Origin of the sequence: Ralstonia sp. 25C (assembly GCF_051904805.1) — a bacterium.
Lineage (GTDB): Bacteria > Pseudomonadota > Gammaproteobacteria > Burkholderiales > Burkholderiaceae > Ralstonia.
The window spans coordinates 1,652,275-1,676,287 of the sequence record NZ_CP196737.1; the positions used below are offsets into that span (position 1 = coordinate 1,652,275).

Here is a 24,013-nt window from a genome sequence, read left to right on the forward strand (position 1 = left end):
GCTGCCTAGCTTCAGGCGGCGCCGCCTTCCTCTTGGTGGACGACAGGCGTCTCGAAGATCGAAGCGGCTTCTTCTTCGGCAATCGCTGCGGCGCGGTCGCGGTCGGCGGCTTCCTTGGCCTTGCGGGCACGGTGGTAAGCCAGACCGGTACCAGCCGGGATCAGACGGCCGACGATGACGTTTTCCTTCAGACCACGCAGGTCGTCGACCTTGCCCATGATGGCGGCTTCGGTCAGCACGCGCGTGGTTTCCTGGAACGATGCCGCCGAGATGAAGCTGTCGGTCGACAACGATGCCTTCGTGATACCCAGCAGCAGGTTCTCGTAGGTTGCCGGACGCTTGCCTTCCGCGATCACGCGGTCGTTCTCGTCGAGCAGCTCCGAGCGCTCCACCTGTTCACCCGGGATGAACTTGGTGTCGCCCGTGTCCACGATCTGCACGCGGCGCAGCATCTGACGAACAATCACTTCGATGTGCTTGTCGTTGATCTTCACGCCTTGCAGACGATACACGTCCTGCACTTCGTCGACGATGTACGTCGCCAGCTCTTCCACGCCCTTCAGGCGCAGGATGTCGTGCGGGTCGGCCGGGCCTTCGACGATCATTTCGCCCTTGTTGACCACCTGGCCGTCGTGCACCAGCACCTGCTTTTCCTTGGCGATCAGGAACTCGTGGGCATTGCCGTCGAGGTCCGTAATCACCAGGCGCTGCTTGCCCTTGGTGTCCTTACCGAACGAAGTCGTACCGGTGACTTCCGCCAGCACGGCGGCGTCCTTCGGCGAACGCGCTTCGAACAGCTCGGCCACACGCGGCAGACCACCGGTAATGTCACGCGTCTTCTGCGATTCGGTCGGGATACGTGCCAGCACTTCACCCACGTGCACTTGCTGACCGTCCTTCACGGTGATCAGCGCGCCCACCTGGAAGCCGATGGTCACGGAGTGGTCCGTGCCCGGGATCTTCACTTCGGCGCCCGACGAGTCGAGCAGCTTCACTTGCGGACGGATGCCCTTCGAAGCTGTGGTACGACGCTTGGCATCGATCACCACCAGCGTCGACAGACCGGTCACTTCGTCCATCTGCTTGGCAACGGTCACGCCTTCTTCGACGTTCTCGAACTTGATGGTGCCCGAGTACTCCGAGATGATCGGACGCGTCAGCGGATCCCACGTGGCGAGCTGCGTGCCGGCCTTGATGGCCTGGCCATCCTTCACCAGCAGCGTTGCACCGTAGACGATCTTGTGGCGCTCGCGCTCACGGCCGTGGTCGTCGGTGATCAGCGCTTCGCCCGAACGCGAGATGACGATCTGCTCGCCCTTCGCGTTGGTGACGTAACGCATGGTCGCCGTGAAACGCACGGTACCGGTTGCCTTCGCTTCCACGCTCGATGCCACTGCCGCACGCGATGCCGCACCACCGATGTGGAACGTACGCATCGTCAGCTGCGTGCCCGGCTCACCGATCGACTGCGCGGCAATCACACCCACCGCTTCGCCGGAGTTCACCAGCACACCGCGGCCAAGGTCACGGCCGTAGCACTTGGCGCACAGGCCGTAGCGCGTGTCGCAGGTCAGCGGCGTGCGGACCTTGACTTCGTCCACGCCGATCGAATCGATCAGCTCGACCAGGTCTTCGTCCAGCAGCGTGCCGTTTTCGATCGCAGTTTCCTGCGTCTCCGGGTTCACCACGTCGCCAATGACCACGCGGCCCAGGATACGGTCGCGCAGGGCTTCGATCACTTCACCGCCTTCCACCAGCGCCTTCATCAGCACGCCGTTGGTGGTGCCGCAATCGTCTTCCACCACAACCAGATCCTGCGTCACGTCGACCAGACGACGGGTCAGGTAACCCGAGTTTGCGGTCTTCAGTGCCGTATCTGCCAGACCCTTACGTGCACCGTGGGTCGAGATGAAGTACTGCAGAACGTTCAGGCCTTCGCGGAAGTTCGCGGTAATCGGCGTTTCGATAATCGAGCCGTCCGGCTTGGCCATCAGGCCACGCATACCAGCGAGCTGACGGATCTGCGCTGCGGAACCCCGTGCGCCCGAGTCGGCCATCATGTAGATGGAGTTGAACGACTCTTGCTTGACGGTGTTGCCGTTGCGGTCGATCACGTCTTCGGTCTGGAGCTGCTCCATCATCGCCTTGCCCACCTGGTCGCCAGCGGCGCCCCAGATGTCCACGACGTTGTTGTAACGCTCCTGGTCCGTCACCAGACCCGACATGTACTGCTTGTCGTATTCCTTCACCTTGGCGGCGGCCTCGGAGATGATCTTCTCCTTGGCCGGCGGCACCAGCATGTCGTCGATGGCGATCGAGATACCAGCGCGCGTTGCCAGGCGGAAGCCCGACTGCAGCAGCTTGTCAGCGAAGATCACCGTTTCGCGCAGACCGCACTTGCGGAACGCCGTGTTGATCAGGCGCGAGATTTCCTTCTTCTTCAGCGGCTTGTTCAGCACCGAGAACGGCAGACCCTTCGGCAGGATCTCCGACAGGATCGCGCGGCCAATCGTGGTCGATTGCAGCGTGATCTTCGGTGCGAAGCGGGCGTCGCCGTCGGCTTCCGGGTTGACCAACTCATACTCGGTAATCCGCACGTTCACGCGCGAAGCCAGTTCGACTTCCTTGTTCTCGTAGGCGCGGATCACTTCCGAGATGTCGGCGAAGGTCATGCCTTCACCCTTGCCGTTGATCTTGTCGCGGGTCGTGTAGTACAGACCCAGCACCACGTCTTGCGACGGCACGATCGACGGATCGCCGTTGGCCGGGAACAGCACGTTGTTCGACGCCAGCATCAGCGTGCGCGCTTCCATCTGCGCTTCGAGCGACAGCGGAACGTGAACAGCCATCTGGTCACCGTCGAAGTCGGCGTTGAACGCCGCGCAGACCAGCGGGTGCAGCTGGATGGCCTTGCCTTCGATCAGGACCGGCTCGAACGCCTGGATACCCAGACGGTGCAGCGTCGGTGCGCGGTTCAGCATCACCGGGTGTTCGCGGATCACCTCTTCCAAGATGTCCCACACCACCGGCGTCTGGCTTTCGACTTCCTTCTTCGCCGCCTTGATCGTGGTGGCGATGCCCATCGTTTCCAGCTTGTGGAAGATGAACGGCTTGAACAGCTCGAGCGCCATCAGCTTGGGCAGGCCGCACTGGTGCAGCTTGAGCGTCGGGCCCACCACGATGACCGAACGGCCCGAGTAGTCCACGCGCTTGCCCAGCAGGTTCTGACGGAAACGGCCGCCCTTACCCTTGATCATTTCAGCCAGCGACTTCAGCGGACGCTTGTTGGCGCCGGTCATCGCCTTACCGCGACGGCCGTTGTCCAGCAGCGAGTCCACCGCTTCCTGCAGCATGCGCTTTTCGTTGCGCACGATGATCTCCGGCGCCTTCAGCTCGAGCAGACGCTTCAGACGGTTGTTCCGGTTGATCACGCGGCGATACAGGTCGTTCAGGTCCGACGTGGCGAAACGGCCGCCGTCCAGCGGCACCAGCGGACGCAGTTCCGGCGGCAGCACCGGCAGCACTTCCAGGATCATCCAGTCCGGCTTGATGCCCGAACGTTGGAAGGCCTCGAGCACCTTCAGGCGCTTGGCGAACTTCTTGATCTTGGCTTCCGAACCCGTGGCCTGCAGCTCGGCGCGGATCGTCTCGATCTGCTTCTCGATGTCGATGCCGCGCAGCAGCTCGCGAATGCCTTCGGCGCCCATCATGGCGACGAATTCGCCTTCGCCGTACTCGTCGCACTTGGCCAGGTAGTCGTCTTCCGACATGATCTGGCTCTTCTTGAGCGGGGTCATGCCCGGCTCAACCACGACGAATGCTTCGAAGTACAGCACGCGCTCGATGTCGCGCAGCGTCATGTCGAGCACCATGCCCAGACGCGACGGCAGCGACTTCAGGAACCAGATGTGCGCGGTCGGCGCAGCCAGTTCGATGTGGCCCATGCGCTCACGGCGCACCTTGGCCAGCGTCACTTCCACGCCGCACTTCTCGCAGATCACGCCACGGTGCTTCAGGCGCTTGTACTTGCCGCACAGGCACTCGTAGTCCTTGATCGGGCCGAAGATCTTGGCGCAGAACAGGCCGTCACGCTCAGGCTTGAACGTACGGTAGTTGATGGTCTCGGGCTTCTTGACTTCGCCGTACGACCACGAACGGATTTTCTCCGGCGACGCGAGGCCGATCTTGATCGCGTCAAACTGCTCTTCTTGCTGTACCTGACGGAATAGGTCGAGCAATGCTTTCATTCCAAACTCCTTGAGTTTGAGGCTGGTGCCTGGGCACCGGCCCTAAATCTTCGTCAATGGCTGCTGCTGTTACCGGAGCGTGGCGAGTTGCCTGCCACGCTCCCATCGCACTCGCGCTTAGTTGCGCTCGAGGTCGATGTCGATACCCAGCGAGCGGATTTCCTTCACCAGCACGTTGAACGATTCCGGCATGCCGGCATCGATCGAGTGCTCGCCCTTGACGATGTTCTCGTACACCTTGGTCCGGCCGTTCACGTCATCGGACTTCACGGTCAGCATTTCCTGCAGCACGTAGGACGCGCCGTACGCTTCCAGCGCCCACACTTCCATTTCACCGAAACGCTGGCCACCGAACTGGGCCTTACCGCCCAGCGGCTGCTGCGTCACCAGCGAGTACGGACCGGTCGAACGCGCGTGCATCTTGTCGTCGACCAAGTGGTGCAGCTTCAGCATGTGCATCACGCCCAGCGTGACCGGACGCTCGAAGGCTTCACCGGTGCGGCCGTCGAACAGCGTGACCTGCTGCTTGGAAGCGGTCAGGCCCTTCTCCTTCGCGATGTCTTCCGGATAAGCGAGGTCCAGCATGCGGCGGATTTCGTCCTCATGCGCACCATCGAACACCGGCGTCGCGAACGGCACGCCCTTCTTCAGGTTCTCGGCCAGTTCCAGGATCTCGGCGTCGGACAGGCTGTCCAGATCTTCGATCTTGCCGCTCTCGTTGTAGATCTGACCCAGCAGCTTGCGCACTTCGGCTGCCTTGGCTTGCGCCTTGAGCATGTTGCCGATGCGCTCGCCCAGACCGCGCGCGGCCCAGCCCAGGTGGGTTTCGAGAATCTGACCCACGTTCATCCGCGAAGGCACGCCCAGCGGGTTCAGCACGATGTCTGCCGGCGTACCGTCAGCCATGTACGGCATGTCTTCGATCGGGGTGATCTTCGACACCACACCCTTGTTACCGTGACGACCGGCCATCTTGTCGCCAGGCTGCAGGCGGCGCTTCACGGCCAGGTACACCTTGACCATCTTGATCACGCCCGGCGGCAGTTCGTCGCCTTGCGTGAGCTTCTTGCGCTTCTCTTCGAACGCGAGGTCGAACTCGTGACGCTTCTGCTCGATGGCTTCCTTCACGGCTTCGAGCTGCGTGGCCACTTCGTCATCCGACGGGCGGATGTCGAACCAGTGCCACTTGTCGAGGTCGTCCAGGTATTCCTTCGTCAGCGCCGTGCCCTTGGCCAGCTTCTTCGGACCGCCGTTGGCAACCTTGCCCACCAGCAGACGCTCCAGACGCTGGAAGGCATCGCCTTCCACGATACGCAGCTGGTCGTTCAGGTCCAGACGGTAGCGCTTCAGTTCTTCGTCGATGATCGACTGGGCGCGCTTGTCGCGCGTCACGCCTTCACGCGTGAAGACCTGCACGTCGATCACGGTACCGGTCATGCCCGAGGGCACGCGCAGCGAGGTGTCCTTCACGTCGGACGCCTTCTCCCCGAAGATCGCACGCAGCAGCTTCTCTTCCGGCGTCAGCTGGGTCTCGCCCTTCGGCGTGACCTTGCCAACCAGCACGTCGCCGGCTTCCACTTCTGCGCCGATGTACGTGATGCCCGACTCGTCCAGACGAGCCAGTTGGGCTTCGGCCAGGTTCGAGATGTCGCGCGTGATTTCTTCCGGTCCGAGCTTCGTGTCACGGGCCACGACCGACAGTTCCTCGATGTGGATCGAGGTATAGCGGTCTTCAGCCACCACGCGCTCCGAGATCAGGATCGAATCCTCGAAGTTGTAGCCGTTCCAGGGCATGAACGCGACCAGCATGTTCTGGCCGAGCGCGAGCTCGCCCATGTCGGTCGAGGCGCCGTCAGCGATCACGTCGCCGCGGGCAACGATATCGCCCACCTTGACCATCGGACGCTGGTTGATGTTCGTGTTCTGGTTCGAACGCGTGTACTTGATCAGGTTGTAGATGTCGACGCCAACTTCACCGGCAACGGCTTCGTCGTCGTTCACGCGGATCACCACGCGGTTCGCGTCGACATAGTCGACCACGCCGCCACGGGTGGCCTGCACAGCCGTACCCGAGTCCACTGCCACGGTGCGCTCGACGCCGGTACCCACCAGCGGCTTGTCTGCACGCAGGCAAGGCACGGCCTGACGCTGCATGTTGGCGCCCATCAGTGCACGGTTTGCATCATCGTGCTCGAGGAACGGCACCAGCGAAGCTGCAGCCGACACGATCTGCGACGGCGCCACGTCGATGTACTGCACGCGGTCCGGCGTGACCATACGCGTTTCACGCTCGCTGCCTTCACGTGCGGAGACCAGTTCGTCAATCAGGTTGCCGTCCTTGTCCACCGTCGCGTTGGCCTGCGCCACCACGTACTTGCCTTCTTCGATGGCCGACAGGTAGTGCACTTCGTCGGTCAGCTTGCTGTTCTCAACCTTGCGGTACGGCGTTTCCAGGAAGCCGTAGTCGTTCAGCTGTGCGTACAGTGCCAGCGAGTTGATCAGACCAATGTTCGGGCCTTCCGGCGTTTCGATCGGGCACACACGGCCATAGTGGGTCGGGTGCACGTCGCGGACTTCAAAGCCCGCGCGCTCGCGCGTCAGACCGCCCGGGCCCAGTGCCGAAATACGACGCTTGTGCGTGACTTCCGACAGCGGGTTGGTCTGGTCCATGAACTGCGACAGCTGCGACGAACCGAAGAACTCGCGAATCGCCGACGAAATCGGCTTCGAGTTGATCAGGTCGTGCGGCATCAGGTTTTCTGTCTCGGCTTGGCCCAGACGTTCCTTCACAGCACGCTCAACGCGCGACAGACCGGCACGGAATTGGTTTTCCGCCAGTTCGCCGACGCAACGCACGCGACGGTTGCCGAGGTGGTCGATATCGTCCACTTCGCCCTTGCCGTTACGCAGGTTCACCAGCAGCTTGATCGTGTCGAGGATGTCGTCATCCGTCAGCACCATCGGGCCCGTACCTTCCGAGCGGTTCAGGCGGCTGTTGACCTTCATGCGGCCCACGCGCGACAGGTCGTACGAGTCTTCGCTGTAGAACAGGCGTTGGAACAGCGCTTCGACGGCGTCTTCGGTCGGCGGCTCGCCGGGGCGCATCATGCGATAGATCGCGATACGCGCGGCGGTCTGGTCAGCCGTGTCGTCGGTACGCAGCGTCGACGAGATGTACGGACCTTGATCCAGGTCGTTCGTGTACAGCGTTTGGATTTCCTTCACGTCGGCGTCGCGCAGCTTCTCGAGCACGCCTTCGGTCAGTTCCTCGTTGGCGTTGGCCAGCACTTCACCGGTATCCGGGTCGACGATGTTCTTCGCCAGCACGCGGCCCAGCAGGTAGTCTTCCGGCACGCTGATCAACTTGGTGCCAGCCGAGTCCAGGTCGCGGATGTGCTTGGCGTTGATGCGCTTGTCCTTCTCGACGACGACCTTGCCGTTCTTGTCGGCAATGTCGAAGCGCGCGACTTCACCACGCAGGCGCTCGGGCACGAATTCCATCAGTGCGCCTTCGCTCTTGAGCGTGAAGTTGTCGAACACGAAGAAGTGCGCCAGGATCTGTTCCGGCGTCAGGCCAATTGACTTCAGCAGGATCGTCACCGGCATCTTGCGGCGGCGGTCGACGCGGAAGTACAGGATGTCCTTCGGATCGAATTCGAAGTCGAGCCACGAGCCGCGGTACGGAATGATCCGCGCCGAGAACAGCAGCTTGCCCGAGCTGTGCGTCTTGCCCTTGTCGTGCTCGAAGAACACGCCCGGCGAGCGGTGCAGCTGGGACACGATCACACGTTCCGTACCGTTGATCACGAACGAACCGGTGGAGGTCATGAGCGGAATTTCGCCCATGTAGACTTCCTGCTCCTTGATCTCCTTGACCTTGGTGGGGTTCTCGCGGTCGTTGATGATCAAGCGCACTTTTGCGCGCAGCGCCGAGTGGAAGGTCAAACCACGCTGCTGACATTCCTTGACGTCAAACGGCGGGTGGGACAGGTGGTACGACACGAACTCCATGCGTGCCAGCCCGTTGTGCGACACGATGGGGAAAATGGCGTTGAACGCCGCTTGCAGACCTTCGGTCTTGCGTTGTGCCACAGGCACGTTTTCCTGCAAGAACTGGGTATACGATTGAATCTGGGTAGCAAGCAGGAAGGGAACCTGATGAACCGTTGCGCGTTTCGCGAAACTCTTGCGAATACGCTTTTTCTCGGTAAAGCTGTACGCCATGGGATCTCCGAATCATCGCAAGTACGCGCGACGCGCTGGGCGAAAAGCCACGCCTGGCACTTGAGGTGTTCAGCGACTGGTGACGGGATTTGGCGGTTGGCCGCTACCAACCTCTGGCTGACGGTACTGCGCGCGCCGCCCGCACATGAGCCCATGGAGCCCATGCCACGGACGGGGGAGTACCCGACCAAACTTGCCTTCTGCAGTCGGTTCAGAAGACAAACATCAGCGGACTGCGAACTGCCTAGTGTGCCACTGATGTTTGGCCTCTGCTGGCCTTGACTCGGCCGGCTGCCGGAAAAATCCGGCGAAGAGACGATAACGATACTTACTACGTCATAGCTGCGTGATTGCGGGATCGCTCAACAACCGGTCCCACAAGCGCAAAAAGGCTGGCGCCGGGAAATCTCCCTTTGCCAGCCTCTATCGCGTACCGAGCACGGCACGCGAGACCTGCACTTACTTGGCTTCGGCTTCCGCGCCGGCTTCCACCAGCTTCTTCACCAGCTCGTCGGCGGTCTTCTTGTCGACGCCTTCCTTCACGGGCTTCGGTGCGCCATCGACCAGGTCCTTGGCTTCCTTCAGGCCCAGGCCGGTGATTTCACGCACGGCCTTGATGACGCCAACCTTGTTCGCGCCGGCGCTCTTCAGCGTCACGGTGAATTCGGTTTGCTCTTCAGCAGCGGCAGCAGCGCCGCCAGCAGCCGGGCCAGCCACTGCAACAGCAGCTGCCGACACGCCAAACTTCTCTTCGAACGCCTTGACCAGGTCGTTCAGTTCCATCACGGACATCGCGCCAACGGCTTCGAGGATGTCGTCTTTGGTGATTGCCATTTGAATAACTCCAGAATGTGATTCGGTATCGATCGTGCGATCTGTACGGGCGCAGGGGGGACGGACGGCAGCCGATTAGGCTGCAGCCGCCTCGCCTTCGCCTTGCTTGGCAGCCAGGGCACCCAGGGCGCGGGCAAAGCCCGACACCGGTGCCTGCATGACGAACAGCAGCTTGCTGAGCAGTTCTTCGCGGCTCGGGATCGTTGCCAGGGCCTTCACGCCGTTGACATCGAGAACCTTACCGTCGTACGAACCAGCGCGCAGCACCAGCTTGTCATTGCCCTTGGCGAAATCGTTCAGCACCTTGGCCGAGGCCACTGCGTCTTCGGAAATACCGTAGATCAGCGGACCGGTCAGTTGCTCGGCGAGTTCGGCAAACGGCGTGCCTTCCACAGCGCGGCGTGCCAGCGTGTTCTTCAGAACGCGCAGGTAGACGCCTTGCTGGCGCGCTTGTGCGCGCAGCTTGGTCAGATCGCCAACCGTGATACCGCGATATTCAGCAACGACGATGGTCGAGGCCTTGGCGACTTGCGCCGTTACCTCGGCCACGACGGCCTTCTTATCTTCGAGATTGAGTGCCACGGTTAAGCTCCAAAACGACTTTGGCTTGCGCAGATGCTGCGCTTACCTCGGTCAGTCCAAAAGTACGGCGTCCGATTGGCACAAATCACTTCGGCAATACCAAAGTCACTTATTCCCTTCGGGGGCGCCATCTGCGTTGGCCGGCGCACTCCGTTGCCGGATGGCGCTGCGATTAAGGTGTTGGCTCCGAGGAGCCCTCCACCGCCAACGGTCTTTGATAACCAGCGGCATCGGCCTGCTTACGCAAACGTCCGCCACTGCCCAAAGTCTGTCCCTCAAGCTTCAAGGGTTCGCGCGGCCGAGGCCACGCGAGAGAAAACTGCAAACGCCGGGATGGTTATCGGGCCACCCAGCGCGAATGACCGAAAACGATCAGGCAGCCAGGGTTGCCTGGTCCACGCGTACGCCCACGCCCATCGTCGACGAGACGGCGACCTTGCGCAGGTACACGCCCTTGCTCGATGCCGGCTTGGCCTTGGTCAGCGCGTCCAGCAGTGCAGCCAGGTTGCTCTTCAGCGCTGCCGGTTCGAACGAACGGCGGCCGATGGTGGCGTGGACGATACCAGCCTTGTCCACACGGAATTGCACCTGACCAGCCTTGGCGTTCTTCACAGCCGTAGCGACGTCCGGCGTCACGGTGCCGACCTTCGGGTTCGGCATCAGGCCACGCGGGCCCAGGATCTGACCCAGCGTACCGACGACGCGCATCGTGTCCGGCGAAGCGATCACGACGTCGAAGTCCATCTTGCCGGCCTTGATCTGCTCGGCCAGGTCTTCCATGCCGACGATCTCAGCGCCAGCAGCCTTGGCTTGCTCAGCCTTGTCGCCTTGGGCGAACACGGCCACACGCACCGACTTACCGGTACCGGCAGGCAGCACCACCGAACCACGAACCACTTGGTCCGACTTCTTTGCATCGATGCCCAGTTGCACGGACACGTCGATGGACTCATCGAACTTGGCGCTGGCGCATTCCTTAACGAGGCTCAGGGCTTCGTCGATGGGGTAGAACTTGGTGCGCTCGACCTTGGCCTTGTTCGCGGCCACACGCTTCGAAATCTTTGCCATGATTACAGGCCCTCCACCGTGATACCCATCGAACGGGCGCTACCGGCGATCGTACGCACAGCGGCGTCCAGATCGGCTGCGGTCAGGTCAGCGTTCTTTGCCTTGGCGATTTCTTCAGCCTGGGCACGGGTGATCTTGCCGACCTTGTCGGTATGCGGCTTGGCGGAACCCTTCTGGATACCGGCGGCCTTCTTGATGAGCACGGTCGCCGGCGGCGACTTCATCACGAAGGTGAAGCTCTTGTCGGCGAAGGCGGTGATCACCACCGGCACCGGCAGGCCCGGTTCCATGCCTTGAGTCTGCGCGTTGAACGCCTTGCAGAACTCCATGATGTTCAGACCGCGCTGACCCAGGGCCGGGCCGACGGGCGGGGACGGATTTGCTTTACCAGCCGGAATTTGCAGCTTGATAAAGCCAATAATTTTCTTGGCCATCTTGACTCCAATCCGGATTGCCCTGCTTCAGCAACTATGGCAATCCTATTGAGTGGTAACGCATCAGCTCGAGGCTGACGCTCCTCTGTTGGCGCGGGCGCGCAATTCCTTGCGCCACCGTTGCCCGCCAAGTCCAATGGACCGGGCGACTGGCGCGACAGCTTGCACCGCCACACCGAATTCCTTACACCTTCTCGACCTGACCAAACTCGAGTTCGACCGGCGTTGCACGCCCGAAGATGGTCACGGAGACGCGCAAGCGCGATTTCTCGTAGTTCACTTCCTCGACGTTGCCATTGAAGTCGGTGAACGGACCTTCCTTCACACGCACCATTTCACCCACTTCGAATAGCGTCTTCGGACGCGGCTTCTCGATCCCTTCCTGGATCTGCGCCTTAAGCCCTTCGACTTCGCGGCTGGACATGGGGGCCGGCCTGTTAGCCGTACCACCGATGAACCCGGTCACCTTGGGGGTGTTCTTCACCAAGTGCCAGGTTTCGTCGGTCATCTCCATCTCAACAAAAACGTAACCGGGGTAAAGGCGACGCTCGGTCACCTTCTTGGTTCCGTTCTTGCTCTCCATCACTTCTTCCGACGGCACCAGAATTTCGCCGAACAGATGTTGCAGGGCTTCACGCTCGATGCGTTCCTGCAGCGCGCGTTGCACGCTTTTTTCCATGCCCGAGTAGGCATGCACGATATACCAGCGCTTCTTAGAGGCCGGCGCGGACGAATCCGTGGACGTATCGTTCGCTACGTTATCCGTCATGGCTTCACCCGATTATTTCCAGCCCAGCACGAGCGAGAAAATTACCCACTCGATGAGCTTGTCTGCAGACCACAGGAACAAGGCCATGATCACCACGAACGCAAACACCAGACCGGTCATCTGACCAGCTTCCTTGCGCGTCGGCCACACCACCTTGCGAACTTCGCGGTACGACTCGCGCGCGAACTCGATGAAGCTCTGCCCCGGAGCAGACACCAGTGCGGCACCCGCACCCAGCACCAGCCCGCCGATCAGCGAGGCGGCACGGACGTAACTCGGCTGTTGCGCCAGCAGGTAAAAACCGATCACCCCGGCGACCACCAGCAGGAACGCCACGACCAGCAGCCACTTGCCGCTGGCGGTGTTGACGGTTTCGACGTTCGGATTGGCCATGTTTCCCAAACGAGACTAAGCCGCGTGGCGCGTTTTCCTGCGCGACGCGGCTGATGAATTGGCAGGGGCAGAGGGAATCGAACCCCCAACCTTCGGTTTTGGAGACCGACGCTCTGCCAGTTGAGCTATACCCCTAAAACAGCATTGGGGTTGCCACTTTGGTCAACCCCACTCTGGCACTTCACGTGCGGCCGGTTGGCAGCCGCACGGAAGAGTTACAGCTTTTACTTCAGGATCTTGGCAACGACGCCAGCACCCACGGTACGGCCGCCTTCGCGGATTGCGAAGCGCAGGCCTTCTTCCATGGCGATCGGGGCGATCAGCTTGACGGTGATCGACACGTTGTCACCCGGCATGACCATTTCCTTGCCTTCCGGCAGGGCGATCGAGCCAGTCACGTCCGTCGTACGGAAGTAGAACTGCGGGCGGTAGTTGTTGAAGAACGGGGTGTGACGACCACCTTCGTCCTTCGACAGGATGTAGACCTCGCCCGTGAATTCCGTGTGCGGCTTGATCGAGCCCGGCTTGGCCAGCACTTGGCCACGCTGAACGTCTTCACGCTTCGTGCCGCGCAACAGAATACCGACGTTGTCGCCTGCTTGACCTTGGTCCAGCAGCTTGCGGAACATTTCCACGCCCGTGCAGGTCGTCTTGTCGATCTTCGGCTTGTCGCCGTCCATCGCGATACCGACGATTTCGATTTCTTCGCCGACCTTGATCACGCCGCGCTCGATACGGCCGGTCACCACGGTGCCGCGACCCGAGATCGAGAACACGTCTTCCACCGGCATCAGGAACGTGCCGTCAACAGCGCGCTCCGGCGTCGGGATGTAGGTGTCCAGTGCGTCGGCCAGGTTCATGATGGCCACTTCGCCCAGCTCGCCCTTGTCGCCTTCCAGCGCCAGCTTGGCCGAACCCTTGATGATCGGGGTGTCGTCGCCCGGGAAGTCGTACTTCGACAGAAGCTCACGCACTTCCATCTCGACCAGTTCCAGCAGCTCAGCGTCGTCCACCATGTCGCACTTGTTCAGGAAGACGATGATGTACGGCACGCCCACTTGGCGGGCCAGCAGGATGTGCTCACGCGTTTGCGGCATCGGGCCGTCAGCGGCCGAGCACACCAGGATGGCGCCGTCCATCTGAGCGGCACCGGTGATCATGTTCTTGACGTAGTCGGCGTGGCCCGGGCAGTCAACGTGTGCGTAGTGGCGGTTGGCCGTTTCGTACTCGATGTGCGCGGTGTTGATCGTGATGCCGCGTGCCTTTTCTTCCGGTGCAGCGTCGATTTCGTCGTACTTCTTCGCTTCGCCACCAAACTTGGCGGACAGCACGGTTGCGATCGCTGCAGTCAGCGTCGTCTTGCCGTGGTCAACGTGACCAATCGTCCCAACGTTCACGTGCGGCTTGGTCCGCTCGAACTTTTCCTTTGCCATGTCGCGACTCCTGTCTCGGTAGCGATTTGCGTTGGTGGATGCGTGGTGCCCATGGGCAGGATCGAACTGCCGACCTCTCCCTTACCAAGGGAGTGCTCTACCACTGAGCCACATGGGCAAAACTTGCGAACAGTGAATGGAGCGGGTGAAGGGAATCGAACCCTCGTCGTAAGCTTGGAAGGCTTCTGCTCTACCATTGAGCTACACCCGCCCGGGTTACTTCTTCCCTTGCCGCCGGCCCCGGCTAAGGACCGAACTCACTGCTTAATTCTGGTGGAGAGGGCTGGATTCGAACCAGCGTAGGCGTAAGCCAACAGATTTACAGTCTGCCCCCTTTAGCCACTCGGGCACCTCTCCGAAGAGAACTTGCGATTATGGGACCATCAAACCATCTTGTCAAGCATTGCTTGATGAAATCTCGAGATTTCTCGCGCCGATGCTCCATCCCGTTAGCCGCCGGTCGGTAAAGCGAGCCGCAATCAACGGGTGGCGTCACAAATGGATCTGGGCAGGACGCCACACAGCACGGCCCTTGCGCATTCAAACAAAAACCCTCTTCTCATCGCCTCACACCGCGAGATCCGGAGAGCAACTCCGCGTATGCGCTTCAGCGCAGATACATGTCTCGCAAGCTACCAACGACGAGTTGCTACCGCTGGGTGCGACGTACTGGGTACGGTTGGTGGAGAAGTACCTAGCGCGAGCCTGAGCCGCCAGGGTGTGTGCTGTGGAAGCGTAAAAGCCACCGTGTTCGGTGGCTTTTGTTTTGGAGTGAGCTGAGCTCAAGGGATTCGCGTTTGAGGACGCGTAAAAGCAAACACCCCAGCCGGATGAGGGCTGGGGTGTTTTATGGGAGAGCCTGGCGATGACCTACTTTCACACGGGAATCCGCACTATCATCGGCGCGGAGTCGTTTCACGGTCCTGTTCGGGATGGGAAGGGGTGGTACCGACTCGCTATGGTCACCAGGCTATGACTTGTCGTCACGTTGACGTGGTCAACGGGACCAATATGGGAATGTAGTGTTGGGGTTGTGTTTGATTTGTATCAGGCACAAGGCAGACCCAGCCGGAAACATACCGGTTATAGGATCAAGCCGCACGGGCAATTAGTACTGGTTAGCTGAACGCATTACTGCGCTTCCACACCCAGCCTATCAACGTCCTGGTCTCGAACGACCCTTCAGGCAGATCAAGTCTGCAGGGAATCCTCATCTTCAGGCAAGTTTCCCGCTTAGATGCTTTCAGCGGTTATCTCTTCCGTACATAGCTACCCTGCGATGCCTCTGGCGAGACAACAGGTACACCAGCGGTACGTCCACTCCGGTCCTCTCGTACTAGGAGCAGCCCCCGTCAAGATTCCAACGCCCACGGCAGATAGGGACCAAACTGTCTCACGACGTTTTAAACCCAGCTCACGTACCTCTTTAAATGGCGAACAGCCATACCCTTGGGACCGGCTACAGCCCCAGGATGAGATGAGCCGACATCGAGGTGCCAAACACCGCCGTCGATATGAACTCTTGGGCGGTATCAGCCTGTTATCCCCAGAGTACCTTTTATCCGTTGAGCGATGGCCCTTCCATACAGAACCACCGGATCACTATGTCCTGCTTTCGCACCTGCTCGACTTGTCGGTCTCGCAGTTAAGCACGCTTTTGCCATTGCACTTTAGGTACGATGTCCGACCGTACCAAGCGTACCTTCGAACTCCTCCGTTACACTTTGGGAGGAGACCGCCCCAGTCAAACTGCCTACCATGCACTGTCCCCGACCCGGATTCACGGGCCAAGGTTAGAACCTCAAACAAACCAGGGTGGTATTTCAAGGTCGGCTCCACCGAAACTAGCGTCCCGGTTTCAAAGCCTCCCACCTATCCTACACAGATCGGTTCAAAGTCCAATGCAAAGCTACAGTAAAGGTTCATGGGGTCTTTCCGTCTAGCCGCGGGGAGATTGCATCATCACAAACACTTCAACTTCGCTGAGTCTCGGGAGGAGACAGTGTGGCCATCGTTACGCCATTCGTGCAGGTCGGAACTTACCCGACAAGGAATTTCGCTACCTTAGGACCGTTATAGTTACGGCCGCCGTTTACCGGGACTTCAATCAAGAGCTTGCACCCCATCATTTAATCTTCCGGCACCGGGCAGGCGTCACACCCTATACGTCCACTTTCGTGTTTGCAGAGTGCTGTGTTTTTATTAAACAGTCGCAGCCACCATTTTATTGCAACCCCTTCGTCCTTCTGGCGCGAGCCAGTCAAACTACAAGGGCGTACCTTATCCCGAAGTTACGGTACCAATTTGCCGAGTTCCTTCTCCCGAGTTCTCTCAAGCGCCTTAGAATACTCATCTCGCCCACCTGTGTCGGTTTGCGGTACGGTCTCGTATGACTGAAGCTTAGAGGCTTTTCTTGGAACCACTTCCAATTGCTTCGCGACCTAAAGTCGCTCGCCCCACACCCTTGAATTACGCACCCGGATTTGCCTAAGTGCCATCTCCAATGCAGGGACCGGGACATCCAACACCCGGACAACCTTCCGCGATCCGTCCCCCCATCGCATCATACGACGGTGCAGGAATATTAACCTGCTTCCCATCAGCTACGCATCTCTGCCTCGCCTTAGGGGCCGACTCACCCTACGCCGATGAACGTTGCGTAGGAAACCTTGGGCTTACGGCGAGGGGGCCTTTCACCCCCTTTATCGCTACTCATGTCAGCATTCGCACTTCTGATACCTCCAGCATCCTTTACAAGACACCTTCACAGGCTTACAGAACGCTCTCCTACCATGCACTTACGTGCATCCGCAGCTTCGGTATATTGCTTAGCCCCGTTACATCTTCCGCGCAGGACGACTCGATCAGTGAGCTATTACGCTTTCTTTAAAGGGTGGCTGCTTCTAAGCCAACCTCCTGACTGTTTTAGCCTTCCCACTTCGTTTCCCACTTAGCAATATTTAGGGACCTTAGCTGGCGGTCTGGGTTGTTTCCCTCTTGACACCGGACGTTAGCACCCGATGTCTGTCTCCCGTGATTGCACTCTTCGGTATTCGGAGTTTGCTATGGCGGGGTAATCAGCAATAGACCCCCCAACCATGACAGTGCTCTACCCCCGAAGGTGAGACACGAGGCACTACCTAAATAGTTTTCGGAGAGAACCAGCTATTTCCAAGTTTGTTTAGCCTTTCACCCCTATCCACAGCTCATCCCCTAACTTTTCAACGTTAGTGGGTTCGGTCCTCCAGTACGTGTTACCGCACCTTCAACCTGGCCATGGATAGATCACTTGGTTTCGGGTCTACACCCAGCGACTGAACGCCCTATTCGGACTCGCTTTCGCTACGCCTTCCCTAATCGGTTAAGCTTGCCACTGAATGTAAGTCGCTGACCCATTATACAAAAGGTACGCCGTCACCCGTTTCCAGGCTCCGACTGTTTGTATGCATGCGGTTTCAGGATCTATTTCACTCCCCTCCCGGGGTTCTTTTCGCCTTTCCCTCACGGTACTGGTTCACTATCGGTCGATTACGAGTATTTAGCCTTGGAGGATGGTCCCCCCATCTTCAGACAGGATTTCACGTGTCCCGCCCTACTTGTCGTACACCTAGTTCCACAATACTGCTTTCGCATACGGGGCTATCACCCACTATGGCCGGACTTTCCATTCCGTTCTGCTAGCAATACTGCTAAAGAGTACAAGGCTGATCCCATTTCGCTCGCCACTACTTTGGGAATCTCGGTTGATTTCTGTTCCTGCAGCTACTTAGATGTTTCAGTTCACTGCGTTCGCTTCTGTTACCTATGTATTCAGTAACAGATGACCCATGCGGGCCGGGTTTCCCCATTCGGACATCTGCGGATCAAAGCTTGTTTGCCAGCTCCCCGCAGCTTTTCGCAGGCTACTACGTCCTTCATCGCCTGTAATCGCCAAGGCATCCACCACATGCACTTATTCGCTTGACCCTATAACGAGTATGTCTCGCTATAGGCTGAGTTCTCGCGTTGTGCCGTATTCCAAGACAATCTCATCGATTGCTCTGGTAATACTGGTTGATACAATCACAACCCAGTGTCGCGTAACTACCGAGCATCTCATCAATGCTCCGCGACACCTTTACTACATTCCATATTGTTAAAGAACAGCCGAACTTTTACGCTCGTCTTGGCTAGGCCAAACGCAAACACCATCGACATCGCGTCGATGCTTGCGTTTGGTAACCAAAAGGTAATGGTGGAGGATGACGGGATCGAACCGACGACCCCCTGCTTGCAAAGCAGGTGCTCTCCCAGCTGAGCTAATCCCCCAGTCACGGCAGAGTACAACTTCCACCGTCCGTAACTTGGTGGGTCTGGTAGGACTTGAACCTACGACCCCCGCCTTATCAAGACGGTGCTCTAACCACCTGAGCTACAGACCCTTGGCTGTAACATCAAACAAACCGATAAGTGTGGACGCCTAACGTCGGATGCACGCTCTTAAAGGAGGTGATCCAGCCGCACCTTCCGATACGGCTACCTTGTTACGACTTCACCCCAGTCATGAACCCTGCCGTGGTAATCGCCCTCCTTACGGTTAGGCTAACTACTTCTGGCAAAACCCACTCCCATGGTGTGACGGGCGGTGTGTACAAGACCCGGGAACGTATTCACCGCGGCATGCTGATCCGCGATTACTAGCGATTCCAGCTTCACGTAGTCGAGTTGCAGACTACGATCCGGACTACGATGCATTTTCTGGGATTAGCTCCACCTCGCGGCTTGGCAACCCTCTGTATGCACCATTGTATGACGTGTGAAGCCCTACCCATAAGGGCCATGAGGACTTGACGTCATCCCCACCTTCCTCCGGTTTGTCACCGGCAGTCTCTCTAGAGTGCCCTTTCGTAGCAACTAGAGACAAGGGTTGCGCTCGTTGCGGGACTTAACCCAACATCTCACGACACGAGCTGACGACAGCCATGCAGCACCTGTGTCCACTTTCTCTTTCGAGCACCTAATGCATCTCTGCTTCGTTAGTGGCATGTCAAGGGTAGGTAAGGTTTTTCGCGTTGCATCGAATTAATCCACATCATCCACCGCTTGTGCGGGTCCCCGTCAATTCCTTTGAGTTTTAATCTTGCGACCGTACTCCCCAGGCGGTCAACTTCACGCGTTAGCTACGTTACTAAGGAAATGAATCCCCAACAACTAGTTGACATCGTTTAGGGCGTGGACTACCAGGGTATCTAATCCTGTTTGCTCCCCACGCTTTCGTGCATGAGCGTCAGTGTTATCCCAGGGGGCTGCCTTCGCCATCGGTATTCCTCCACATCTCTACGCATTTCACTGCTACACGTGGAATTCTACCCCCCTCTGACACACTCTAGCCGTGCAGTCACCAATGCAATTCCCAAGTTAAGCTCGGGGATTTCACATCGGTCTTGCACAACCGCCTGCGCACGCTTTACGCCCAGTAATTCCGATTAACGCTTGGACCCTACGTATTACCGCGGCTGCTGGCACGTAGTTAGCCGGTCCTTATTCTTCCGGTACCGTCATCCACACCTAGTATTATTAAGTGCGATTTCTTTCCGGACAAAAGTGCTTTACAACCCGAAGGCCTTCTTCACACACGCGGCATTGCTGGATCAGGCTTTCGCCCATTGTCCAAAATTCCCCACTGCTGCCTCCCGTAGGAGTCTGGGCCGTGTCTCAGTCCCAGTGTGGCTGATCGTCCTCTCAGACCAGCTACTGATCGTCGCCTTGGTGAGCCTTTACCTCACCAACTAGCTAATCAGACATCGGCCGCTCCTATAGCATGAGGCCTTGCGGTCCCCCACTTTCACCCTCAGGTCGTATGCGGTATTAGCTAATCTTTCGACTAGTTATCCCCCACTACAGGGCACGTTCCGATGTATTACTCACCCGTTCGCCACTCGCCATCAATCTAGCAAGCTAGATCATGCTGCCGTTCGACTTGCATGTGTAAGGCATGCCGCCAGCGTTCAATCTGAGCCAGGATCAAACTCTTCAGTTCAATCTGCTGTTTTCGCTCTTTACGAGCGGTCGCTCACTCTCAGAATCTGACTTGAACTTTCGTTCAAACCTTACTTCTGTGCGAGCACTTCATTACTTGTTAGCTAACGGACGAATCCGTCGCATCCAGTATTAAGCGCCCACACTTATCGGCTGTTTGCTTGTTAAAGAACTGCGCGATCAACTTTGTTCACCGCGTCGCTGCGTTTGCTGCAGCAGAGAAACGAGATTATGCAGAGCTTTTTCGTCGCTGTCAACAACTTGCTGAAGAATTTTTATCGTTCAACGCGTCGCTAACTTCACTGCAACTTCGAGCCGTCGCCAACCACTCAACAACCCGCAAACCCGCACCACTCTTACTTCTCCGCCACTTCAACTCCACCGCCTCAACCTTCGTTTCGGCGCTGTGTCGTGCAGCGAGGGGCGAACTATAGGCATCTTTGTCGGACTTGGCAAGTCCTTTCTGTTCGTAGGGTTTTTTGAGGCATTTTATGATCAGACCGCTGCGTGACCACGCATCCAATGCAGCCCTTTCGCGGTGCGCACTCTGGCCGCCCGCGCTCGCATGTGAAAGGCATTCACTATGGACGCTGGCGGAGCCTCGTTCACAAGCGAGACAACCCGCTCTAAAGAGACACTGGCGTCATGGATCTCGCCCAAGGCGTCCTGGAGCTTGCGCAGGTGCTTTCGGTAGCGCTTGGCGGCACGGGCCCCTAGGGCGGGGTAGAACGCTTCATATAAATAGCGCCATTGCTTGGCCGCAATGCGTGCGCGGTGCAAACGTGCCGCCGTGGCCCGCTTGGGATGGCGCCCGCGGCGCAGCACCTTCTTCCGGAGAGCGGCGGCTCGTGCATGTGCGAAGCCTGCAAGCCGTGGGGGCTTACCGGGCAAGCGGAACGCAGCCACGCCGCTCTCTAACTCCGTCAGCGCATTCATGACACTGGGTGACGCCAACTCTACACGCAGTGTTTGCCAAGCGAGATGGCGAGCCTGCTTTGCCCGCTCAATGGCGGCCGCGAGCCATGCACGGCCCCTCTCATCGTCTTCTGTAAGCGCGGCCTGGGCGGCCGGGAGCCAGTCTGTGAGCAAGACGTCCCATTCACGCACGGGGCCCGTCGAGCCCGCCAGCGTGCGCAGGCGCGGCTTCCATTCGGTGATGAACGCGCGCGGTAGCACTGGGGCGAACGTCACCCACGCGGACCGCAGCCGCCGCAGCGTCACGCGGAATTGATGGAGGTCCTCGTCACTCGCACCGGGCCGCCCCAGCTTAGTGAGCGCATCGCGCAGTGCCGCGACGTGCTCAGTGACGATGTTGGCGAAGACAGAAAGAATTTCGGCATGTGAGTGCTGGCTCACGATGCTCCCCGTTGGATTGATCCGATAGCCAACAGGCACGCAAGGTGCACGCCCTGCATTTCACTGTAGGCGACGGGGAAGAAACTTTGGCGGGGCCGATCCAGCTTTAGCGCGCTTCGCTGGCGACAACGACGTCGACCTCGGCCGCGCGGAAGACTTCCGTCATGGCTTCGGGCACGGGGATGTCGGTGAAGAATTTGTCGATCTGGGAGACGTGCCCCAGGCGCACCACGGCGCGGCGGCCGAACTTGGAGTGATCGGCGGCCAGCCAGACTTCGCGCGACTGCTCGATGATGGCCTGCGCCACACGCACCTCGCGGTAGTCGTAATCGAGCAGCGTGCCGTCTTCGTCGATGCTGGAGACGCCGATGATGCCAATGTCGACGCGGAACTGCTTCATGAAGTCGATCGTGGCCTCGCCGACGATGCCGCGGTCGCGGTTGCGCACCAGGCCGCCGGCGACGATGACTTCGGCATCCGGGCTGCCCGACAGGATCGACGCCACGTTCAGGTTGTTGGTGATGACGCGCAGCCCCTTGCGGCCAACGAGTGCCTTGGAGATCTCTTCGGTGGTCGTCCCAATATTGATGATGAGGGAGCGACCTGGCTCGACGTGGCGGGCGACGACTTCGGCAATGCGGCGCTTGGCGTCGATGTGCAGGACCTGGCGCTGGTCGTAGTCGATGTTCTCGACCGAGGACGGCAGGCCAACGCCGCCGTGATAGCGCGCGAGCAGCCGCTCGTCTTCGAGCTGGCGGATGTCTCGGCGGATGGTCTGGGTGGTGACGCCGAGCACGCGGGCGAGCGCATCGACGGAGGCATCGCCGTGCTGGCGAACGTACTCAAGAATTTGGCGGTGTCGCGGAAGCATCAAATGAACACAAACGAACACATATGATCGAATTAGGCGATTCCCTACGTTGCTTTATTTTCACCTTTCACTACACTATCCGCGAACGCGTTGCGGTTCGCAAGAAAAGGCGCGCAAACCAACAGAATCCAACCCAAACCCATGCAACACACCGATGCGTCGCATCTGGACTGTGATCTGCTGGTGGTCGGAGGCGGCATCAACGGCGTCGGCATTGCGCGCGATGCTGTCGGGCGGGGCCTGTCGGTCGTCCTGTGTGAAAAGGACGACTTGGCCCAGCACACCTCCTCGGCCTCGACCAAGCTGATCCACGGCGGCCTGCGCTACCTCGAATATTACGAATTCAGCCTCGTGCGCAAGGCGCTCCAGGAGCGGGAAGTGCTGCTGCGCATGGCGCCGCACATCATGTGGCCGCTGCGCTTCGTGATGCCGCACGATGCCGCGCAACGGCCGGCGTGGATGATCCGCGCGGGCCTCTTCTTATATGACCATCTGGCGCGCCGGCGTTTTCTGCCGGGCTCGGAGTCGATCAAGCTGGGGCGGCATCCGGCAGGCAAGCCGCTCAAGCCCGGTTACACGCGTGGCTTCGTCTATTCCGATGGCTGGGTCGACGACGCCCGCCTGGTGGTGCTCAACGCACGTGACGCCGCTGACCGCGGCGCGCACATTCTCACCCGCACGCGCTGCCTGAACGCGGAGCGCCGCGCCGACGGCTGGCATGCCTCGCTGGCGGGGCCGGACGGTATCCGCTCGGTGCGTGCCAAGGCGGTGGTCAATGCGGCCGGGCCGTGGGCGGCGGAATTTGCCCGCTCGGCGCACGCGCTGCCGAGCACGCGTGGCCTGCGCCTCATCAAGGGCAGCCATATCGTGGTGCGGCGGATGTTCGATCACCCGTTCGCCTATATCTTCCAGAACCCGGACGGGCGGATCGTGTTTGCGATTCCGTACCAGAACGAATTCACGCTGATCGGCACGACCGATCTGGAATACAAGGGCTCGGTCGACCAAGTGGCCATCGATGCCGGCGAGATCCAATATCTGTGCGAAATGGCCAGCCGCTATTTCGAGCAGCAACTCACACCAGCCGATGTGGTGTGGACGTACTCGGGCGTGCGCCCGCTGCTGGATGACAGCGCCGCCAACGCCTCGGCCATCACGCGCGACTACCTGGTCGAGTGCGAGACCGGCGCCGACGGCAACAGCGCGCCGCTCATCAACGTGTGGGGCGGCAAGATCACGACCTACCGCAAGCTGGCCGAAGAAGCGCTGGACCAGTTGGCGCCCCATCTGCCCGCCGCCGGCAAGCCGTCGTGGACGGCCACCGCATCGCTACCGGGCGGCGACTTGGAGGCGCCGGGGCAACTCGTTGCCGAATACACCTTCGACGATTTTGTGGCGCGCCTGCAAAAACGTTTGCCGTGGCTACCCACCAAGCTAGCCACGCGCTATGCGCACCAGTACGGCACGCGCGTGAACACGTTGCTGGCCGGCGCGACGCGCCTGGAAGAACTCGGCACCGAAGTCACGCCCGGCCTGTATGAAGCGGAAATCCGCTACCTGGTCGAACACGAATGGGCCCGCACGGCGCAGGACATCCTGTGGCGGCGGACCAAGCTGGGGTTGCATGCGAGCGATGCCGATCGCAGCCGGCTGGAGGGCTGGCTGATGCGGCATCAGCCGGACAACGAAGCCGCCCCGGCCGCAGAGCAAGCCCCCTGATCCTCAGAGGTTGGCGACAAAGCAGCGCACGGGCCGGGGGGCCCGAAAGATCAAGCTGTAGAGAA

12 protein-coding genes, 6 tRNA genes and 3 rRNA genes are annotated in these 24,013 nt (G+C 59.7%); 1 reads left to right on the top strand and 20 read right to left on the bottom strand.

From position 1 onward, the window contains the following. Positions 1-11 precede the first annotated feature (11 nt). The 20 genes from rpoC to ACS7SF_RS07805 form a co-directional block, all read right to left on the bottom strand. Positions 12-4,247 carry a DNA-directed RNA polymerase subunit beta' gene (rpoC, locus tag ACS7SF_RS07710; protein ID WP_439892389.1) on the bottom strand — a complete coding sequence of 1,412 codons (4,236 nt, stop codon included), beginning with the start codon at positions 4,245-4,247 and terminating at the stop codon, positions 12-14. A 117-nt stretch (positions 4,248-4,364) separates the two neighbouring features. Continuing rightward, entirely contained in the window at positions 4,365-8,471 is a 4,107-nt protein-coding gene (gene rpoB / locus ACS7SF_RS07715; protein WP_426395492.1) for a DNA-directed RNA polymerase subunit beta, read from the bottom strand. 459 nt (positions 8,472-8,930) lie between these two features. Continuing rightward, positions 8,931-9,305 (bottom strand): 50S ribosomal protein L7/L12, encoded by a 375-nt coding sequence (rplL, locus tag ACS7SF_RS07720; protein WP_426395494.1) that lies wholly within the window; start codon positions 9,303-9,305, stop codon positions 8,931-8,933. 75 nt (positions 9,306-9,380) lie between these two features. Then, positions 9,381-9,887, bottom strand: a complete 507-nt coding sequence (gene rplJ, locus ACS7SF_RS07725; protein WP_426395495.1) for a 50S ribosomal protein L10 — start codon at positions 9,885-9,887, stop codon at positions 9,381-9,383. 372 nt (positions 9,888-10,259) lie between these two features. Further along, positions 10,260-10,955 (bottom strand): 50S ribosomal protein L1, encoded by a 696-nt coding sequence (gene rplA, locus ACS7SF_RS07730; RefSeq protein WP_439892390.1) that lies wholly within the window; start codon positions 10,953-10,955, stop codon positions 10,260-10,262. A gap of 2 nt (positions 10,956-10,957) precedes the next feature. Continuing rightward, the gene (gene rplK, locus ACS7SF_RS07735; protein ID WP_004634453.1) at positions 10,958-11,389 is read right to left on the bottom strand and encodes a 50S ribosomal protein L11; all 432 of its coding nucleotides are present in this window, start codon (positions 11,387-11,389) and stop codon (positions 10,958-10,960) included. Positions 11,390-11,573: 184 nt separating this feature from the next. Continuing rightward, entirely contained in the window at positions 11,574-12,158 is a 585-nt protein-coding gene (nusG, locus tag ACS7SF_RS07740; RefSeq protein ID WP_439892391.1) for a transcription termination/antitermination protein NusG, read from the bottom strand. 12 nt (positions 12,159-12,170) lie between these two features. Then, complete coding sequence (gene secE / locus ACS7SF_RS07745) at positions 12,171-12,551, bottom strand: preprotein translocase subunit SecE (protein WP_426395499.1); 381 nt, start codon at positions 12,549-12,551, stop codon at positions 12,171-12,173. Positions 12,552-12,610: 59 nt separating this feature from the next. After that, positions 12,611-12,686: transfer RNA gene (locus tag ACS7SF_RS07750), tRNA-Trp, on the bottom strand. Positions 12,687-12,775: 89 nt separating this feature from the next. After that, a complete protein-coding gene (gene tuf / locus ACS7SF_RS07755; RefSeq protein WP_104658052.1) occupies positions 12,776-13,984 on the bottom strand; it encodes an elongation factor Tu in 1,209 nt (402 codons plus the stop codon). A gap of 43 nt (positions 13,985-14,027) precedes the next feature. Then, a tRNA-Thr gene (locus tag ACS7SF_RS07760) sits at positions 14,028-14,102 on the bottom strand. A 19-nt stretch (positions 14,103-14,121) separates the two neighbouring features. Next, positions 14,122-14,195 (bottom strand) — tRNA-Gly (locus tag ACS7SF_RS07765). A 60-nt stretch (positions 14,196-14,255) separates the two neighbouring features. Then, a tRNA-Tyr gene (locus tag ACS7SF_RS07770) sits at positions 14,256-14,341 on the bottom strand. A gap of 500 nt (positions 14,342-14,841) precedes the next feature. Next, positions 14,842-14,954 (bottom strand): 5S ribosomal RNA (gene rrf, locus ACS7SF_RS07775). Between the two features lie 117 nt (positions 14,955-15,071). Beyond that, positions 15,072-17,950, bottom strand: a 23S ribosomal RNA gene (locus tag ACS7SF_RS07780). Positions 17,951-18,216: 266 nt separating this feature from the next. Next, positions 18,217-18,292: transfer RNA gene (locus ACS7SF_RS07785), tRNA-Ala, on the bottom strand. Positions 18,293-18,328: 36 nt separating this feature from the next. Beyond that, positions 18,329-18,405 (bottom strand) — tRNA-Ile (locus tag ACS7SF_RS07790). A gap of 60 nt (positions 18,406-18,465) precedes the next feature. Then, a 16S ribosomal RNA gene (locus ACS7SF_RS07795) occupies positions 18,466-20,003 on the bottom strand. The 16S, 23S and 5S rRNA genes sit together here with 5 tRNA genes alongside, the layout of an rRNA operon. A 494-nt stretch (positions 20,004-20,497) precedes the next feature. Next, positions 20,498-21,358 carry a CHAD domain-containing protein gene (locus ACS7SF_RS07800; RefSeq protein ID WP_439892392.1) on the bottom strand — a complete coding sequence of 287 codons (861 nt, stop codon included), beginning with the start codon at positions 21,356-21,358 and terminating at the stop codon, positions 20,498-20,500. A gap of 106 nt (positions 21,359-21,464) precedes the next feature. After that, on the bottom strand, positions 21,465-22,229 hold the full coding sequence (locus tag ACS7SF_RS07805; RefSeq protein WP_439892393.1) for a DeoR/GlpR family DNA-binding transcription regulator: 765 nt from the start codon (positions 22,227-22,229) through the stop codon (positions 21,465-21,467). A 141-nt stretch (positions 22,230-22,370) separates the two neighbouring features. On the opposite strand from ACS7SF_RS07805, the gene glpD reads away from it, so the two are divergent. Then, the gene (glpD, locus tag ACS7SF_RS07810; RefSeq protein WP_439892394.1) at positions 22,371-23,948 is read left to right on the top strand and encodes a glycerol-3-phosphate dehydrogenase; all 1,578 of its coding nucleotides are present in this window, start codon (positions 22,371-22,373) and stop codon (positions 23,946-23,948) included. Positions 23,949-24,013 lie beyond the last annotated feature (65 nt).

Excerpts from the sequence above, each read along its gene's own strand:
- nusG (WP_439892391.1), bottom strand. The coding sequence starts at position 12,158 with ATGACGGATAACGTAGCGAACGATACGTCCACGGATTCGTCCGCGCCG.
- tuf (WP_104658052.1), bottom strand. The coding sequence starts at position 13,984 with ATGGCAAAGGAAAAGTTCGAGCGGACCAAGCCGCACGTGAACGTTGGG.
- rpoC (WP_439892389.1), bottom strand. The coding sequence starts at position 4,247 with ATGAAAGCATTGCTCGACCTATTCCGTCAGGTACAGCAAGAAGAGCAG.
- secE (WP_426395499.1), bottom strand. The coding sequence starts at position 12,551 with ATGGCCAATCCGAACGTCGAAACCGTCAACACCGCCAGCGGCAAGTGG.
- glpD (WP_439892394.1), top strand. The coding sequence starts at position 22,371 with ATGCAACACACCGATGCGTCGCATCTGGACTGTGATCTGCTGGTGGTC.
- rplA (WP_439892390.1), bottom strand. The coding sequence starts at position 10,955 with ATGGCAAAGATTTCGAAGCGTGTGGCCGCGAACAAGGCCAAGGTCGAG.
- rplK (WP_004634453.1), bottom strand. The coding sequence starts at position 11,389 with ATGGCCAAGAAAATTATTGGCTTTATCAAGCTGCAAATTCCGGCTGGT.
- rplL (WP_426395494.1), bottom strand. The coding sequence starts at position 9,305 with ATGGCAATCACCAAAGACGACATCCTCGAAGCCGTTGGCGCGATGTCC.
- ACS7SF_RS07805 (WP_439892393.1), bottom strand. The coding sequence starts at position 22,229 with ATGCTTCCGCGACACCGCCAAATTCTTGAGTACGTTCGCCAGCACGGC.
- rpoB (WP_426395492.1), bottom strand. The coding sequence starts at position 8,471 with ATGGCGTACAGCTTTACCGAGAAAAAGCGTATTCGCAAGAGTTTCGCG.